The organism is Pseudomonas parafulva, assembly GCF_000800255.1.
In the GTDB taxonomy this organism is placed as follows: domain Bacteria; phylum Pseudomonadota; class Gammaproteobacteria; order Pseudomonadales; family Pseudomonadaceae; genus Aquipseudomonas; species Aquipseudomonas boreofloridensis.
In genome coordinates, this window is the sequence record NZ_CP009747.1 from 585,469 (window position 1) to 600,971 (window position 15,503).

Consider the following 15,503-nt stretch of genomic DNA (forward strand, 5'->3'; position numbering starts at 1 on the left):
TGCGCCAACATGCCTGTCACCCACCGCTGGTTGAATCTTTCCCTGGCCCTGGGCAGCCTGGCCCTGGTCGCTGCCTGCGAGCAGAAGAAGAGTTTCGAAATCCTGGCCCCGTTGCCGGTCGACCAGCTCCAGGCGCTGGACGTGCAGTCGCCGCTCAAGAGCGTTCATTTCCGCGACCGTGAGGGCGAGGGGCTGCTGGTACTGAGTCGGCTCGACGGCCAGGCCGTCGAGCCGGGCAGCGAGCAAGAAGTGGACAAGGTGGTGCTCAAGGCCACGCTGTATGGCCGTGACAACGACCGTGAGGCGTTCAAGCCGCGTTGGCAGATCGATCAGCAGACCACCTGTCCGGGGCTCGACCTGGACGTCGACTTCTACACCGATGTCAGCGATGTCACGGACCTGGACAATAACGGTGTCGCCGAAGTCACCGTGGCCAGCCACGCGTTCTGCGGCGGTGGCATCGACCCGCACGACATCACCATCGAGATGCATCAGGGCCAGGCGGTCTACGGTATCCACGGTCAGTCGCTGATCAGCCCCGCAGGCGAAGAGCCGATCGGCGGCGAGCGCGAAGACAGTGCCTCGCTCAAGGATGCGCCGCCCGTGCTGCGTGAGCACCTGGATGCGGTCTGGCAGCAGGTCTATAAACGTCCCTGGAGCGACGCTAGCGGCCCGGTCGACGATGATTCCGATGACGAAAGCGAGTAAGCGCGGTCTACACTCCACACGCGACCTGTGACAGGCCGCACAAACCTGTGTAGCTGCGCTCAAGGCGATTGCCAGTTGGCCGATAAAGGGGCTACAGGAGAACCGACCCATGCTGCTGCCTATCGTACCGCTCAGTGCTGCCCCCGTGACCTCGCAACACGACCCGGTCAAGCCGACGCCGGACATTCCTCCGGTGGTGCCGGCTCAGCCTGCCTCCAGTGATGGCACCATCGACCTGCGGCATCAGCGCGATCCCGAGGAGCAGGCCTACCTGCTGCGCGAAGAACAGCGCCGTCAGCAGCAGCGTCGTGAGCAGCGCCGCCAGGACGACCAGACCGATCTCTACAGCGCCATGCCAGGCGATGAACTCAACGCCGACAATACCGTGCCGGTCGCGCCGCTGGGTGAGCGCCCCCGGCAGGGCCTGCTGGTGGATATCGAGATCTGACGACACCTGCGTGCAGCGTCTGTCTTGAAACCCGCTGCTTCCAGCCCCCATCATGGACACATCCGCTGTCATCCGAGCCTGCCCATGAGCCAAGACAACCTCATCGACTTCGGCGCCGAGCGCGCCAAACGCATTCACGACATCAAGGACAAGCGCCTCGACGACATGCGCCAGGCCTTCGAGCAGGCCATGCCCCTGGCTCCGGCCAAAAAGAAGAAGAGCAAAGGCAAGCCCAAGAAGCGCTGAAAACTGATGCAGGTCAACCCTGCACCCCCTCCTGTGCCCGGTCCCGGGCAGCATTGACCCCGATCAATTTTCCCTGCCGTCGCTTTGGTTACCTTGGCCACATCGGACAACGGTAACGGGCAGGGAGGCCGACATGTTTTTCGACAACGTGGTGATCGCCGGTGTGGTGACGGTCGGATTGATGGTGGTGTTCTTTGCCGGTCTAGGGATTTTCATCTGGAAGGATGCGAACAAGCGCAAGTAGCGCTGATCCTTCCCGATCTACGAGCACGCAAGGCATTTAGGGCGACTTCGGTCGCCCATTTTTTTATTCATTGCTTAGATGCTTAGCTAGCTAATTGTTTGGTTACACTTTATCCTTGCCGCTGTTGTCTATCGTTCACTCAACAGTCTGTGCAAGGTCCGCTTCGTGCCCATCACCTTTCAGGCCCTGTTCGCGCCCACCGGCCTGGCGCTGAAGTTTGCCGTCAAGACCCTCCTGGGAGGAGGGCTGGCGCTGTGGCTGGCGCTGCGCTGGGGGCTCGAGCAACCCGCGTGGGCGTTGATGACGGCATTCATCGTCGCCCAGCCGCTGTCGGGCATGGTGGTGCAGAAGGGTCTGGCGCGACTGGCTGGCACGCTGGTCGGTACCTTCATGTCAGTGGTGTTCATAGGGCTGTTCGCTCAGACGCCATGGCTATTCCTGTTGGCCTTGGCCCTGTGGCTGGCGTTGTGCACCGCCGCCTCGACCCAACTGCGCAGCGCCTGGGCGTATGCCTTCGTGCTGGCCGGATACACCGTGGCGATCATTGCCCTCCCAGCGATCGATCATCCCCTCCAGGTGTTCGACCAGGCCGTGGCGCGCTGCACCGAGATCTGCCTGGGCATCGTCTGCGCCACACTCAGCAGTGCGCTGGTCTGGCCGCTGCGTGTCGAACAGCAGTTGGGCGACCAGGCACGGCAGGCGTGGCGCAGTGGATTGCAGACCGCCAGCGCGATGTTGGGCGGCGAGGATGAAGCACGCAAAGGCTTGCTGGACATCCTTGGTCGGGTGGTGGCCATCGATGCGCAGCGCGAGCATGCATGGTTCGAAGGCGCACGAGGACGGCAGCGCGCCAGGGCGATCCGTGGCTTGAGCCAGAAACTGATGGTGTTGCTTCGCCTCTCGCGTTCGGTCCGCCGTCAGTGGCGCCAGCTCGATTCGCCGCAGGCTGCACGATTGGCGCCCTGGCTAGAGGAAGTGCGCAGGCAGCTGGCGAGTCCGGAGTTGGCCAGTCTGCTGCTGTTGCGCCAGCGCATTTGGGATGCGGCCCAGGACGAGGCGATCAGCTCGGCGGAACACTTCTGCCTGGCGCGCCTGGCCCTGCTGCTGGACTTCGCCATGGCTGCCACCCAAGCCTTGCTGGATATGGAACAAGGGCGCACGCCCAAGGATGTCTCCCAGGGGCTCGCCGTTCACCGTGACCTGACCCTGGCGCTGCTTTTTGGCTCACGCAGTGCGCTGGCCTTTCTGGTGATGAGCAGCTTCTGGCTGGCAACGGCCTGGCCTTCGGCGCCGGGTGGTCTGGTGCTGACCTGTGTGGTCTGCAGCTTGTTCGCCAGTCGTGAGAACGGTGCCCAGATTGGCCTGAGTTTCCTGCGCGGCATTCTGCTGGCGATTCCCACGGCATTTTTCGTCGGGCAGATCCTGTTGCCGCAATGGAGCAGTTTTGCCCTGCTGGCCCTGGCCATGGGCGTGCCGCTGTTCTTCGCTGCGCTGGGTATGGCACATCCGCGCACCGGACCCACGGCCACCGCGTTCTGCCTGCATTTCATCGTGCTGGTCGGGCCTGCCAACGTCATGCACTACGACGTGGCGACGTTGCTCAACAGTGCCCTGGCCATGCTGGTCGGTGTGTCGGCGGCGGTGCTGGCCTTTCGTCTGGTGGTGCTGCGTCATCCGAGGTGGTTGGGGCGGCGGTTGCGTTCTGCTACCCAGAGCGATCTGGTGCGCTTGACCCACCGTGACCTGCGCGGCGCCGACAGTTGGTTCGGCGGACGCATGGCCGATCGTCTGATGCAACTGGCGCGTCATGCCAGTGAGCTGCCGGAGGTCGAGCGCAAGCGCTGGGACGATGGCCTGCTGGGGCTGGATATCGGCGATGAGCTGGTGCACCTGCGCATGTGCCTGGCGGTGGCCCAGGCACCCTTGGCCGGCGCCGAGCGCCAGTATCTGCAGCAGTTGGAGGCGGTGCTGGCCAGTGGTCCGGCACCGGGTCGTGGGCAGCGCCTGGATGCGCCTAGCGAAGTCTTCATCGAAGCCTTGCGTGGCCAACCGTCGAGTGATCCCTTGCGCCTGGCTATCGGGGCAGTGGCGCAATTGCAGAAGAGCTGGCACCAGTGGTGCCGCTGGCAGGAGGAGATTCATGGGCTTGCGTGAATGGGCGTTGGGTGGCGTGCTGCTCAGTCCGTTTCTGATCTACGTGTTGCTGGCGCTGGCGCTTACCGGCGCACTGCGCCTGCTGGTTCAGGTCACCTCGCTGGGGCGTTGGATCTGGCATGAAGCATTGTTCGATGCGGCACTGTTCGTCTGCGTGCTGTCGTTGCTGGTACATCTGTTAGGACCTTTGTAAGGAGTCAATCCATGCGTGCAGCGGTACGTACCTTGGTCACCCTGTGCGTGGTGGCCATCGCGGTGTTCGCCGGTTATCGGCTCTGGCAGTACTACATGCTCACACCCTGGACCCGCGATGCGCGGGTCAGAGCCGACGTCGTGGTGATTGCCCCGGATGTATCCGGTTGGGTGCGGGAGTTGAAGGTAAGGGACAACCAGCCGGTCGAGGCCGGTGAGCTGCTGATGTCCATCGACCGCGAACGTTTCCAGGCCGCGTTCGACCAGGCCAGCGCGGTCACCGACACCCGTGCCCAGCAATTGCGCCTGCGCGAGCGTGAGGCAGCGCGGCGCGTGGCGCTGGGGCCAGAAGCGATCAGCGCCGAGCTGCGCGAGAATGCCCAGATCAATGCCGCCATCGCCCGCGGCGAGTTGCACGAAGCTCAGGCACAACTGCAGGTGGCGAGAATCAATCTGGCCCGCAGCGAAGTCCGCGCACCGCGCAGCGGCCATATCACCAATTTGCGCCTGGCCCAAGGCAACTACGTCAATGCCGGTCAATCGGTGATGGCCTTGGTCGACGACTCGACGTTCTACATACAGGCGTATTTCGAAGAAACCAAACTGCCGAGGATCAAGGTCGGTGATCCGGTGAAGGTCTGGCTGATGGGAGCAGGGGAGGCCATGCGCGGCCATGTGCAGAGCATCAGTCGAGGCATCACGGACCGCAACTCGACGCCTGACGGCCAACTGCTGCCGGAGGTGGAACCTACGTTCAACTGGGTGAGATTGGCCCAGCGTATCCCGGTACGCATCGTTCTGGACGAGTTGCCGGCAGGTGTGACCCTCAGCGCAGGCATGACCGCAAGCGTGCAGGTGCGTGAGGACGAGATCCAGCGCTGAACCGCCTAAGCAGCGTGCCGGCGTCTGTGCTTTAGGAGGCGTTGGCTTGCGTGGGTGTCAGTGGCAGGCGGAAGCTGAATAGCGTGCCGTGCTCGGCACTGGACGACACTTCCATGGAACCCCCGTGGGCCAGGGCGATCTGGTTGGCGATGTATAGGCCTAGACCGAGTCCTTGCTGAGGGGCCGTACTGACCTGACGGGTGAAGGGCTGGAACAGTTGTCCCATGGCCTGCGGCGCGATGGGCTCTCCGGTATTGCGCACGCTCAGCACGAAGGCATCGGGCTGAAGGCTGGCGCAGACCCACACCGGCCCGTCGGGGTCGCCATGCTCCAGGGCATTGGCGATCAGGTTGGAGAGTAGCTGGGTCACCCGTTCGCGGTCGCAGCGCAGGCCTTCGATCGGTCCGATATCCAGGAGGATCCGGCGCTGCGGATGCACTCGCTGCAGTTCAGACGCTACATGACTCAGGGCTTGAGCAAGGTCTGGGCAAGATTGCAGATTCAAGGGGATGCCAGCGCCGAGGCGTCCGCGGGCGAAGTCCAGCACATCGCGCACCAAGTGCGCGGCCCGTCGGCCGCAGGTCAGAATGTGCCGGGCAATGGCCCGGCTTTTCTCATCGTTCAGGCGCTGGGCGAGCAGTTCGGCGCCTGCGGTGATGGCAAACAGCGGATTGCGCAGGTCATGCCCGAGCACGGCAATGAACTGCTCGCGCACCTCGGCCATGGCGCGCTCCTCACGCAAGGCAAGTTCGGTGCGCTGAACGCTTTCCTCGCTTTCGATCTGTATCGACAACAGGCGTGCGAAAGACGCCATCATCGGTTCTATGGCCGTGCCCTTCAGACGTGCCGGCTTGGGGTCGAGTGCACAGATGGTGCCGAAGAAGCTGCCATCGGCCCGAATGACCGGTACCGAAATGTAGCTTTCAAAACGGTATTTGCGTCGGGTCGGATGGTTGCAGTAAACGGAGTCTTCGCTGGCCTTGTCGATGACGATGGTCTGCCGGGTGTTATGGATTTCATGGCAGAGGGTGCTGACGACGTCCAACTCACCCCCGACCTTGAGGCCGAAGCCCAGGTTATCGAGGACGGCGCAGGCCGTCCAGCTGTCGTCCGTTACCCGTGCCACAGCCGCGAATCGCAGTCCACTGGTCTCGCAGATCACCTGAAGAATCGCGGGCACAGCATTGATCCGCGCAATAGTGGCAAGGTCGGAAGTCACGTCGGTCATAGTGCTTTGCTGATGTCCTCGGGAGTGGTCTTGCAAGCTGGCGATCATCAGTCTAGCGCGCCTTTGGGGGCGCGATGTAAAACCTTGGCACGGGTAGCGCGGGTTGCGGTAGGCTGCGCAGGAAGCCACCTGCGCGTTGCCCGTCAGAGGCAACCGTCTGCCTGCGTGCGTTCCTTCCAATTTCTTTGCGAGGTAACGTCATGGCCATCACTTCACAAGATATTTGCAGCGCTGCTGATCAACTCAAGGGTTTTGTCGGCTTTCACCGCAAGCGAGGGGCGTATATCGTGCGTTTCAGCGAAGATGCCTTTGGGATGGACGTCGCCGACGACAGTATCGTCCCGTGCGCCGAATTCGTCTGGCAACCGGCATCGGGTCAGCGCATGGCACTGTGTCGAGAGCGTCTGGCGCTGCTGTTGGCGCAGCATGTGGACGATCGATTGAACATCGGCGAGCCATTGCGTGTTTACCTGCGTCGCACCGACCTACCGGAAATCGTCGCTGAGCGCAGCCTGGCGCAGTAAGGGGCGCGTCAGGCCAGCCTGAGCGGCACCACCTCGCGGTGGGCGAAGTTCACCTGATTGCGGCCTTGATGCTTGGCTGCATAAAGCGCCTTGTCGGCGTCCTCCAGCCACTGCTCCGGCGTTTTCAAGCTTTCGTGATAGACCGAGAGGCCGATGCTCAGGCTGATACGCAGTTCCGGTAGCTGCGGGTTGCGATAGGCACTGACTTGCTGGCGCAGACGCTCCATGGCCAGGCCGGCCTGATGCTGGTCGGTATCGGGCAGGATCAGACAGAACTCGTCGCCGCCGTACCGTCCAGCCAGGTCGTCGGCGCGCAGCAGGTGACGAATCTCCAGGCTCAGTTGGCGCAGCACGCAGTCGCCCACCACATGACCGAATGTGTCGTTGATGGCCTTGAAATGATCGATGTCGATCAGTGCGATGACCGCAGGCGTCCGTTGCTGCTGGCACATCTGGAACCTGAGCAGCAGCAGGTCTTTCCATGACCCATGGTTGAGCAGTCCAGTAAGACTGTCGGTGCGGCTCAGTGCGCTGAGCCGTCCCTTGTGCTCGGCCAGCTTGATCGCCAGGCGGTAGCAGACCCAACCCAGCGCGACCGGGTACAAGGTCAACATCGGCAGGCAGGCGTAGACCTGCAGCGAGGTCGCCTGCAATTGCAGGCCCGGGCCGAACAGTGCCAAGGCGAGCAGCATGCCGACCACTTGCGCAAGTACACCTCGCAGCAGTAGCCGCTTGCCTCCGGCCGACACGTTGTTCATGGTCATCATCGATAGAATGGTCACGGTGGGCAGCGGATTGAAGTGAAAGGCTGCCGCCCAGAAGCCTCCACCCAGCGAGTCGAACAGCAGGTTGCGCTGCTCGGCGCGATACGGTGCTGGCGAGTGTATGGCCCACTGATACGCCAGGTGTGGCCACACCAGGCCGTTGAACAGCATCAGCAGCCATACCCAAGGCGCTGGATGCAGCGGTGCCATCGCCGCCATGACACTGAACAGGCCAATACCCATGCCGATGATGCGTGGCACGTAGATGCGCCTGACGAAGGAGAGTCCTTTGCCACTTCTGTTGTCTATCATGTCTGTCGTTCTTTTATACAGGCGGCGTTTATCGCACAAGTTGCATGAAGATTGTCGGACAATCATTCATTCATGAAAAATGACCTTACAAGCCAATTCACGGTTACGCGGATCACCGTGAGTTAGGATGACTCCCTTGTGTTTCTTTTTAGAGGGTCTGTTTTCATGAGCGTGATCGATCCTCCGCCAGGTCCGCCAGGTCCGCCGGCACGCTTCAGCGAGGGGCGTTTCCATAATGGTGCCGAGTTGCCCAAGGACGGCGTGGGCAAGAAGTTGCGCATCGGCTTGAAGTATCTGCTGCGACGCAAGCCGGCGCACACGCGTCCGGCGGTCATGCCCGACCTGCTACCGATGACTCGCCAACAGGTGCTGGATGCCCCCGACCGCAGCCTGTGGCGGCTTGGTCACTCCACCGTATTGCTCAAGCTGCGCGGACGCTACTTCATCACCGATCCGGTCTTCGCTGAGCGTGCTTCACCAGTGCAATGGGCGGGGCCGCTGCGCTTTCATCCCGCGCCGCTGCCACTGGAGCAAGTGCCGCCGCTGGCAGCCGTGATTCTTTCCCATGACCATTTCGATCACTTGGACGAGTCTGCTGTGCGCCGGCTGGCGCCGCGCACCGGACGGTTTCTGGCGCCGTTGGGTGTCGGTCAGCGTCTCATTAAATGGGGCGTGCCGCACAACAAGGTGTGTGAGTTAGGCTGGTGGCAAGAGGCTGAGGTAGACGGCGTGCGTTTCATCGCTACGCCTGCTCAGCATTTTTCGGGTCGCGGCCTGTTCGACAGCAACAGCACCCTGTGGGCTTCGTGGGTCATGATCGATGGCGAGCGCCGCGTGTTCTTCAGTGGAGACACAGGTTATTTCGAAGGTTTTCGCGCTATCGGCGAGCGCTATGGTCCATTCGACCTGACATTGATGGAAACCGGCGCCTATAACGTGGCGTGGCCGAATGTGCATATGCAGCCTGAACAGAGCCTGCAGGCTCATCTGGATGTGCGTGGACGCTGGATGCTGCCGATCCACAATGGCACCTTCGACCTCGCCATGCACAGTTGGCAGGAGCCTTTCGAGCGTATCGTCGCGCTGGCAGCCGCTGCCGGGGTCGACCTGAGTACACCGCAGATGGGCGAGCGGGTCTGCCTCGACACCCCGCACCGCGGGCAGGCGTGGTGGCAACGGACTGCGCCTGCCCGTTAAACGTCAGTCGTGGTTACGTTGCTTGGCCTCTTCCTGTTCTTCGTCCTTCAGCAACTTCGAGGGGGCCTTGCCACTGTCGCTACGCACCTGCGCGTGGCTGATCAGAGCAAAGATGAAACTGCCACCGATGATGTTGCCGGCCAGTGTCGGCAGTGCGAAGTCCAGCCAGAACGTGCGCCAGCTTTCTTCGCCGGCCCATACCAAGTAGGACACTTCCACGGAGCCGACGACGATGTGGGTGAAGTCCCCCAGGGCCATCAGATAGGTGATCATCAGGATGATCCAGATCTTGGCGTGTTCCATCGAGGGAATCATCCACACCATGGTGGCGATCATCCAGCCTGAGACGATGCCCTTGGCGAACATCTGACCCAGGTCGTTGTGCATGACCTTGCGCCCGACTTCCAGGAAGGCCATGTCCGTCTTGGTGTCGAAGATCGGCAGCTCGAGCATCACCCAGGCCACCAGCAAGGTGCCAGCCAGGTTGCCGAGCAGCACCACCGACCACAGGCGGAACAAACGGCCGAAGTTGCCCAGGGTAGGGGCGGTCATCACCGGCAGCACTGCGGTGAGTGTGTTTTCAGTGAACAGTTGCTGGCGTGCCAGGATTACGGCCAGAAAGCCCGCGCTGTAACCGAGACTGGCAATCACCTGGCTGCTTTCATTGTCCGGCAAGCGTGAATAGAGCAATCCCATCGCCATTAGCGACAAGCCCATGGTCAAGCCCGCCGCCAGGGCCGACCACCAGAGCGCCGCCAAGGTACGCTCCAATTCATGATCGCCCTGGAAGCGAATGATTTCGTGCAATACCGCAGGCCTGGGGGGCTGGTTGTGGCTGACCTCCTGTTCTTCGTCTGCCGACAATCCAGGGGTCTTCTCGTTTTCCGCCTCGCTCATGATGCGCCTGCTCCAAGGATGTTTCTCTACAGATCGACCGCGCCGCAATTAGTTGCTGTAGACCTCATGGAGGCCGATAAAACTTTTTTGGATCAAGGTGTTGACTCTGATTTCAAAGCGCGTATTATTCGCCTCCTCGCAGCGATGCACGCAGCGAGACAGGCGGTTAGTTGTTGAGGTTGAAAGCTTTCGAATGAAAGCGTTTCAAAAAAACTTCAAAATAAACGCTTGACACGAAGTAAGGCTGCTGTAGAATGCGCGGCCTCGGTTGAGACGAAACGCTCTTAGCCAAACGCTCTTTAACAAATCGAATCAAGCAATTCGTGTGGGTGCTTGTGAGTATGGACTGATCGTCGCCTAGATTATCAGCATCACAAGTGGCCATGCGAGAAATCACATAGTCATTTGAGATTGCTGAGCCAAGTTTAGGGTTTCTTAAAAACCCAAGCAGTATTGAACTGAAGAGTTTGATCATGGCTCAGATTGAACGCTGGCGGCAGGCCTAACACATGCAAGTCGAGCGGATGAGAGGAGCTTGCTTCTCGATTCAGCGGCGGACGGGTGAGTAATGCCTAGGAATCTGCCTGGTAGTGGGGGACAACGTTTCGAAAGGAACGCTAATACCGCATACGTCCTACGGGAGAAAGCAGGGGACCTTCGGGCCTTGCGCTATCAGATGAGCCTAGGTCGGATTAGCTAGTTGGTGAGGTAATGGCTCACCAAGGCGACGATCCGTAACTGGTCTGAGAGGATGATCAGTCACACTGGAACTGAGACACGGTCCAGACTCCTACGGGAGGCAGCAGTGGGGAATATTGGACAATGGGCGAAAGCCTGATCCAGCCATGCCGCGTGTGTGAAGAAGGTCTTCGGATTGTAAAGCACTTTAAGTTGGGAGGAAGGGTTGTAGATTAATACTCTGCAATTTTGACGTTACCGACAGAATAAGCACCGGCTAACTCTGTGCCAGCAGCCGCGGTAATACAGAGGGTGCAAGCGTTAATCGGAATTACTGGGCGTAAAGCGCGCGTAGGTGGTTTGTTAAGTTGGATGTGAAAGCCCCGGGCTCAACCTGGGAACTGCATCCAAAACTGGCAAGCTAGAGTACGGTAGAGGGTGGTGGAATTTCCTGTGTAGCGGTGAAATGCGTAGATATAGGAAGGAACACCAGTGGCGAAGGCGACCACCTGGACTGATACTGACACTGAGGTGCGAAAGCGTGGGGAGCAAACAGGATTAGATACCCTGGTAGTCCACGCCGTAAACGATGTCAACTAGCCGTTGGAATCCTTGAGATTTTAGTGGCGCAGCTAACGCATTAAGTTGACCGCCTGGGGAGTACGGCCGCAAGGTTAAAACTCAAATGAATTGACGGGGCCCGCACAAGCGGTGGAGCATGTGGTTTAATTCGAAGCAACGCGAAGAACCTTACCAGGCCTTGACATGCAGAGAACTTTCCAGAGATGGATTGGTGCCTTCGGGAACTCTGACACAGGTGCTGCATGGCTGTCGTCAGCTCGTGTCGTGAGATGTTGGGTTAAGTCCCGTAACGAGCGCAACCCTTGTCCTTAGTTACCAGCACGTTATGGTGGGCACTCTAAGGAGACTGCCGGTGACAAACCGGAGGAAGGTGGGGATGACGTCAAGTCATCATGGCCCTTACGGCCTGGGCTACACACGTGCTACAATGGTCGGTACAGAGGGTTGCCAAGCCGCGAGGTGGAGCTAATCTCACAAAACCGATCGTAGTCCGGATCGCAGTCTGCAACTCGACTGCGTGAAGTCGGAATCGCTAGTAATCGCGAATCAGAATGTCGCGGTGAATACGTTCCCGGGCCTTGTACACACCGCCCGTCACACCATGGGAGTGGGTTGCACCAGAAGTAGCTAGTCTAACCTTCGGGGGGACGGTTACCACGGTGTGATTCATGACTGGGGTGAAGTCGTAACAAGGTAGCCGTAGGGGAACCTGCGGCTGGATCACCTCCTTAATCGAAGACATCAGCCTGCTGATGAGCTCCCACACGAATTGCTTGATTCATTGTGAAAAGACGATGCTGTAACGCGACCCTGTTATAGGTCTGTAGCTCAGTTGGTTAGAGCGCACCCCTGATAAGGGTGAGGTCGGCAGTTCAAATCTGCCCAGACCTACCAATTACTTGGTGCGGCCTACGAGATGTAGCAGATACACGGGGCCATAGCTCAGCTGGGAGAGCGCCTGCCTTGCACGCAGGAGGTCAGCGGTTCGATCCCGCTTGGCTCCACCACCTTTGTACAGCACTGTTAGAACTCAGAAATGAGCATTCGCGCGTCGCGTTGACGCCGCGTTGGAATGTTGATTTCTGGCTTTTGCCAGATCGTTCTTTAAAAATTCGGATATGTGATAGATACAGACTGATGACCAGTTTCACTGCTGGAAATCAGGCTGAGGTAAAATTTGTGAGTTCTGCTCGAAAGAGCGACGTGCGAATTTTCGGCGAATGTCGTCTTCACAGTATAACCAGATTGCTTGGGGTTATATGGTCAAGTGAAGAAGCGCATACGGTGGATGCCTTGGCAGTCAGAGGCGATGAAAGACGTGGTAGCCTGCGATAAGCTTTGGGGAGTCGGCAAACAGACTGTGATCCAGAGATCTCTGAATGGGGGAACCCACCTAGGATAACCTAGGTATCTTGTACTGAATCCATAGGTGCAAGAGGCGAACCAGGGGAACTGAAACATCTAAGTACCCTGAGGAATAGAAATCAACCGAGATTCCCTTAGTAGTGGCGAGCGAACGGGGACCAGCCCTTAAGTTGATTTGAGATTAGTGGAACGCTCTGGAAAGTGCGGCCATAGTGGGTGATAGCCCCGTACACGAAAGTCTCTTTTCAATGAAATCGAGTAGGACGGAGCACGAGAAACTTTGTCTGAACATGGGGGGACCATCCTCCAAGGCTAAATACTACTGACTGACCGATAGTGAACCAGTACCGTGAGGGAAAGGCGAAAAGAACCCCGGAGAGGGGAGTGAAATAGAACCTGAAACCGTATGCGTACAAGCAGTGGGAGCCTACTTTGTTAGGTGACTGCGTACCTTTTGTATAATGGGTCAGCGACTTATATTCAGTGGCGAGCTTAACCGAATAGGGGAGGCGTAGCGAAAGCGAGTCTTAATAGGGCGCTTAGTCGCTGGGTATAGACCCGAAACCGGGCGATCTATCCATGGGCAGGTTGAAGGTTAGGTAACACTGACTGGAGGACCGAACCGACTACCGTTGAAAAGTTAGCGGATGACCTGTGGATCGGAGTGAAAGGCTAATCAAGCTCGGAGATAGCTGGTTCTCCTCGAAAGCTATTTAGGTAGCGCCTCATGTATCACTGCTGGGGGTAGAGCACTGTTTCGGCTAGGGGGTCATCCCGACTTACCAAACCGATGCAAACTCCGAATACCAGCAAGTGCCGAGCATGGGAGACACACGGCGGGTGCTAACGTCCGTCGTGAAAAGGGAAACAACCCAGACCGTCAGCTAAGGTCCCAAAGTCATGGTTAAGTGGGAAACGATGTGGGAAGGCTTAGACAGCTAGGAGGTTGGCTTAGAAGCAGCCATCCTTTAAAGAAAGCGTAATAGCTCACTAGTCGAGTCGGCCTGCGCGGAAGATGTAACGGGGCTCAAACCATGCACCGAAGCTACGGGTATCACCTTTGGTGATGCGGTAGAGGAGCGTTCTGTAAGCCTGTGAAGGTGAGTTGAGAAGCTTGCTGGAGGTATCAGAAGTGCGAATGCTGACATGAGTAACGACAATGCGAGTGAAAAACTCGCACGCCGAAAGACCAAGGTTTCCTGCGCAACGTTAATCGACGCAGGGTTAGTCGGTCCCTAAGGCGAGGCTGAAAAGCGTAGTCGATGGAAAACAGGTTAATATTCCTGTACTTGCAGTTATTGCGATGGAGGGACGGAGAAGGCTAGGCCAGCCTGGCGTTGGTTGTCCAGGTTTAAGGTGGTAGGCTGAAATCTTAGGCAAATCCGGGATTTCAAGGCCGAGAGCTGATGACGAGTTGCCTTTAGGCGACGAAGTGGTTGATGCCATGCTTCCAAGAAAAGCTCCTAAGCTTCAGATAACTGGGAACCGTACCCCAAACCGACACAGGTGGTTAGGTAGAGAATACCAAGGCGCTTGAGAGAACTCGGGTGAAGGAACTAGGCAAAATGGCACCGTAACTTCGGGAGAAGGTGCGCCGGCGAGGGTGAAGGACTTGCTCCGTAAGCCCATGCCGGTCGAAGATACCAGGCCGCTGCGACTGTTTATTAAAAACACAGCACTCTGCAAACACGAAAGTGGACGTATAGGGTGTGACGCCTGCCCGGTGCCGGAAGGTTAATTGATGGGGTTAGCGCAAGCGAAGCTCTTGATCGAAGCCCCGGTAAACGGCGGCCGTAACTATAACGGTCCTAAGGTAGCGAAATTCCTTGTCGGGTAAGTTCCGACCTGCACGAATGGCGTAACGATGGCGGCGCTGTCTCCACCCGAGACTCAGTGAAATTGAAATCGCTGTGAAGATGCAGTGTATCCGCGGCTAGACGGAAAGACCCCGTGAACCTTTACTATAGCTTTGCACTGGACTTTGAGCTTGCTTGTGTAGGATAGGTGGGAGGCTTTGAAGTGGGGACGCCAGTTCTCATGGAGCCATCCTTGAAATACCACCCTGGCAACCTTGAGGTTCTAACTCAGGTCCGTGATCCGGATCGAGGACAGTGTATGGTGGGTAGTTTGACTGGGGCGGTCTCCTCCCAAAGAGTAACGGAGGAGTACGAAGGTGCGCTCAGACCGGTCGGAAATCGGTCGTAGAGTATAAAGGCAAAAGCGCGCTTGACTGCGAGACAGACACGTCGAGCAGGTACGAAAGTAGGTCTTAGTGATCCGGTGGTTCTGTATGGAAGGGCCATCGCTCAACGGATAAAAGGTACTCCGGGGATAACAGGCTGATACCGCCCAAGAGTTCATATCGACGGCGGTGTTTGGCACCTCGATGTCGGCTCATCACATCCTGGGGCTGAAGCCGGTCCCAAGGGTATGGCTGTTCGCCATTTAAAGTGGTACGCGAGCTGGGTTTAGAACGTCGTGAGACAGTTCGGTCCCTATCTGCCGTGGACGTTTGAGATTTGAGAGGGGCTGCTCCTAGTACGAGAGGACCGGAGTGGACGAACCTCTGGTGTTCCGGTTGTCACGCCAGTGGCATTGCCGGGTAGCTATGTTCGGAAGAGATAACCGCTGAAAGCATCTAAGCGGGAAACTTGCCTCAAGATGAGATCTCACTGGGATCTAGAATCCCCTGAAGGGCCGTCGAAGACTACGACGTTGATAGGTGGGGTGTGTAAGCGCTGTGAGGCGTTGAGCTAACCCATACTAATTGCCCGTGAGGCTTGACCATATAACACCCAAGCAATTTGAGCGTGAGCGCCGAATTGTGGTGGTGAAGACGAGAGAACCGAAAGTTCGCGACGAACCACAGAATCACATATCCGAATAGGCTGGGGTGTCCGTAAGGACGCACTGGCAACCGAATTTCTTGACGACCATAGAGCATTGGAACCACCTGATCCCATCCCGAACTCAGCAGTGAAACGATGCATCGCCGATGGTAGTGTGGGGTTTCCCCATGTGAGAGTAGGTCATCGTCAAGATTCATTTCGCAAAACCCCTATCTGCGTGAGCAGGTAGGGGT

12 protein-coding genes, 2 tRNA genes and 3 rRNA genes are annotated in these 15,503 nt (G+C 58.4%); 14 read left to right on the forward strand and 3 right to left on the reverse strand.

Annotated elements, in window-relative coordinates; all coding sequences use genetic code 11:
* Nucleotides 1-9 precede the first annotated feature (9 nt).
* The 7 genes from NJ69_RS02585 (at nucleotide 10) to NJ69_RS02610 (ending at nucleotide 4,874) form a co-directional block, all read left to right on the forward strand.
* A complete protein-coding gene (locus NJ69_RS02585) occupies nucleotides 10-708 on the forward strand; it encodes a M949_RS01915 family surface polysaccharide biosynthesis protein (RefSeq protein ID WP_039576004.1) in 699 nt (232 codons plus the stop codon).
* A 109-nt stretch (nucleotides 709-817) separates the two neighbouring features.
* Nucleotides 818-1,156 (forward strand): hypothetical protein, encoded by a 339-nt coding sequence (locus NJ69_RS02590; protein ID WP_039576006.1) that lies wholly within the window; start codon nucleotides 818-820, stop codon nucleotides 1,154-1,156.
* An 84-nt stretch (nucleotides 1,157-1,240) separates the two neighbouring features.
* Nucleotides 1,241-1,402 carry a hypothetical protein gene (locus tag NJ69_RS22715; RefSeq protein ID WP_162889493.1) on the forward strand — a complete coding sequence of 54 codons (162 nt, stop codon included), beginning with the start codon at nucleotides 1,241-1,243 and terminating at the stop codon, nucleotides 1,400-1,402.
* 133 nt (nucleotides 1,403-1,535) lie between these two features.
* Nucleotides 1,536-1,646, forward strand: a complete 111-nt coding sequence (ccoM, locus tag NJ69_RS22990; RefSeq protein ID WP_029613199.1) for a cytochrome c oxidase subunit CcoM — start codon at nucleotides 1,536-1,538, stop codon at nucleotides 1,644-1,646.
* Between the two features lie 165 nt (nucleotides 1,647-1,811).
* Nucleotides 1,812-3,800, forward strand: a complete 1,989-nt coding sequence (locus NJ69_RS02600) for an FUSC family protein (RefSeq protein ID WP_039576008.1) — start codon at nucleotides 1,812-1,814, stop codon at nucleotides 3,798-3,800.
* On the forward strand, nucleotides 3,787-3,993 hold the full coding sequence (locus NJ69_RS02605; RefSeq protein ID WP_029613197.1) for a DUF1656 domain-containing protein: 207 nt from the start codon (nucleotides 3,787-3,789) through the stop codon (nucleotides 3,991-3,993). The genes NJ69_RS02600 and NJ69_RS02605 overlap by 14 nt, the downstream gene beginning before the upstream one ends.
* A gap of 11 nt (nucleotides 3,994-4,004) precedes the next feature.
* Nucleotides 4,005-4,874, forward strand: coding sequence for an efflux RND transporter periplasmic adaptor subunit (locus tag NJ69_RS02610; protein ID WP_029613196.1), 870 nt, complete (start codon nucleotides 4,005-4,007; stop codon nucleotides 4,872-4,874).
* A 31-nt stretch (nucleotides 4,875-4,905) separates the two neighbouring features.
* On the opposite strand, the gene NJ69_RS02615 is transcribed toward NJ69_RS02610, so the two are convergent.
* Nucleotides 4,906-6,102, reverse strand: a complete 1,197-nt coding sequence (locus NJ69_RS02615) for a GAF domain-containing sensor histidine kinase (RefSeq protein WP_039576010.1) — start codon at nucleotides 6,100-6,102, stop codon at nucleotides 4,906-4,908.
* A gap of 200 nt (nucleotides 6,103-6,302) precedes the next feature.
* Here NJ69_RS02615 and NJ69_RS02620 point away from each other — a divergent pair, with 200 nt between their 5' ends.
* Nucleotides 6,303-6,626 carry a DUF2025 family protein gene (locus tag NJ69_RS02620; protein WP_029613195.1) on the forward strand — a complete coding sequence of 108 codons (324 nt, stop codon included), beginning with the start codon at nucleotides 6,303-6,305 and terminating at the stop codon, nucleotides 6,624-6,626.
* An 8-nt stretch (nucleotides 6,627-6,634) separates the two neighbouring features.
* Here the strand turns inward: NJ69_RS02620 and NJ69_RS02625 are convergent, their stop codons facing one another.
* The gene (locus NJ69_RS02625) at nucleotides 6,635-7,702 is read right to left on the reverse strand and encodes a diguanylate cyclase (protein WP_039576012.1); all 1,068 of its coding nucleotides are present in this window, start codon (nucleotides 7,700-7,702) and stop codon (nucleotides 6,635-6,637) included.
* Nucleotides 7,703-7,867: 165 nt separating this feature from the next.
* On the opposite strand from NJ69_RS02625, the gene NJ69_RS02630 reads away from it, so the two are divergent.
* Nucleotides 7,868-8,899 (forward strand): MBL fold metallo-hydrolase, encoded by a 1,032-nt coding sequence (locus tag NJ69_RS02630; protein WP_039576015.1) that lies wholly within the window; start codon nucleotides 7,868-7,870, stop codon nucleotides 8,897-8,899.
* Nucleotides 8,900-8,902: 3 nt separating this feature from the next.
* On the opposite strand, the gene NJ69_RS02635 is transcribed toward NJ69_RS02630, so the two are convergent.
* Nucleotides 8,903-9,796, reverse strand: a complete 894-nt coding sequence (locus NJ69_RS02635) for a formate/nitrite transporter family protein (protein WP_029613193.1) — start codon at nucleotides 9,794-9,796, stop codon at nucleotides 8,903-8,905.
* A gap of 455 nt (nucleotides 9,797-10,251) precedes the next feature.
* Between NJ69_RS02635 and NJ69_RS02640 the strand changes: the two genes are divergently transcribed.
* The 5 genes from NJ69_RS02640 to rrf all read left to right on the forward strand — a co-directional run bounded on the left by NJ69_RS02640 (nucleotide 10,252) and on the right by rrf (nucleotide 15,462).
* Nucleotides 10,252-11,787: ribosomal RNA gene (locus NJ69_RS02640) — 16S ribosomal RNA — on the forward strand.
* An 86-nt stretch (nucleotides 11,788-11,873) separates the two neighbouring features.
* A tRNA-Ile gene (locus NJ69_RS02645) sits at nucleotides 11,874-11,950 on the forward strand.
* A 37-nt stretch (nucleotides 11,951-11,987) separates the two neighbouring features.
* Nucleotides 11,988-12,063: transfer RNA gene (locus tag NJ69_RS02650), tRNA-Ala, on the forward strand.
* Between the two features lie 254 nt (nucleotides 12,064-12,317).
* Nucleotides 12,318-15,209 (forward strand): 23S ribosomal RNA (locus NJ69_RS02655).
* A 137-nt stretch (nucleotides 15,210-15,346) separates the two neighbouring features.
* A 5S ribosomal RNA gene (gene rrf, locus NJ69_RS02660) occupies nucleotides 15,347-15,462 on the forward strand.
* The 16S, 23S and 5S rRNA genes sit together here with 2 tRNA genes alongside, the layout of an rRNA operon.
* Nucleotides 15,463-15,503: the final 41 nt, after the last annotated feature.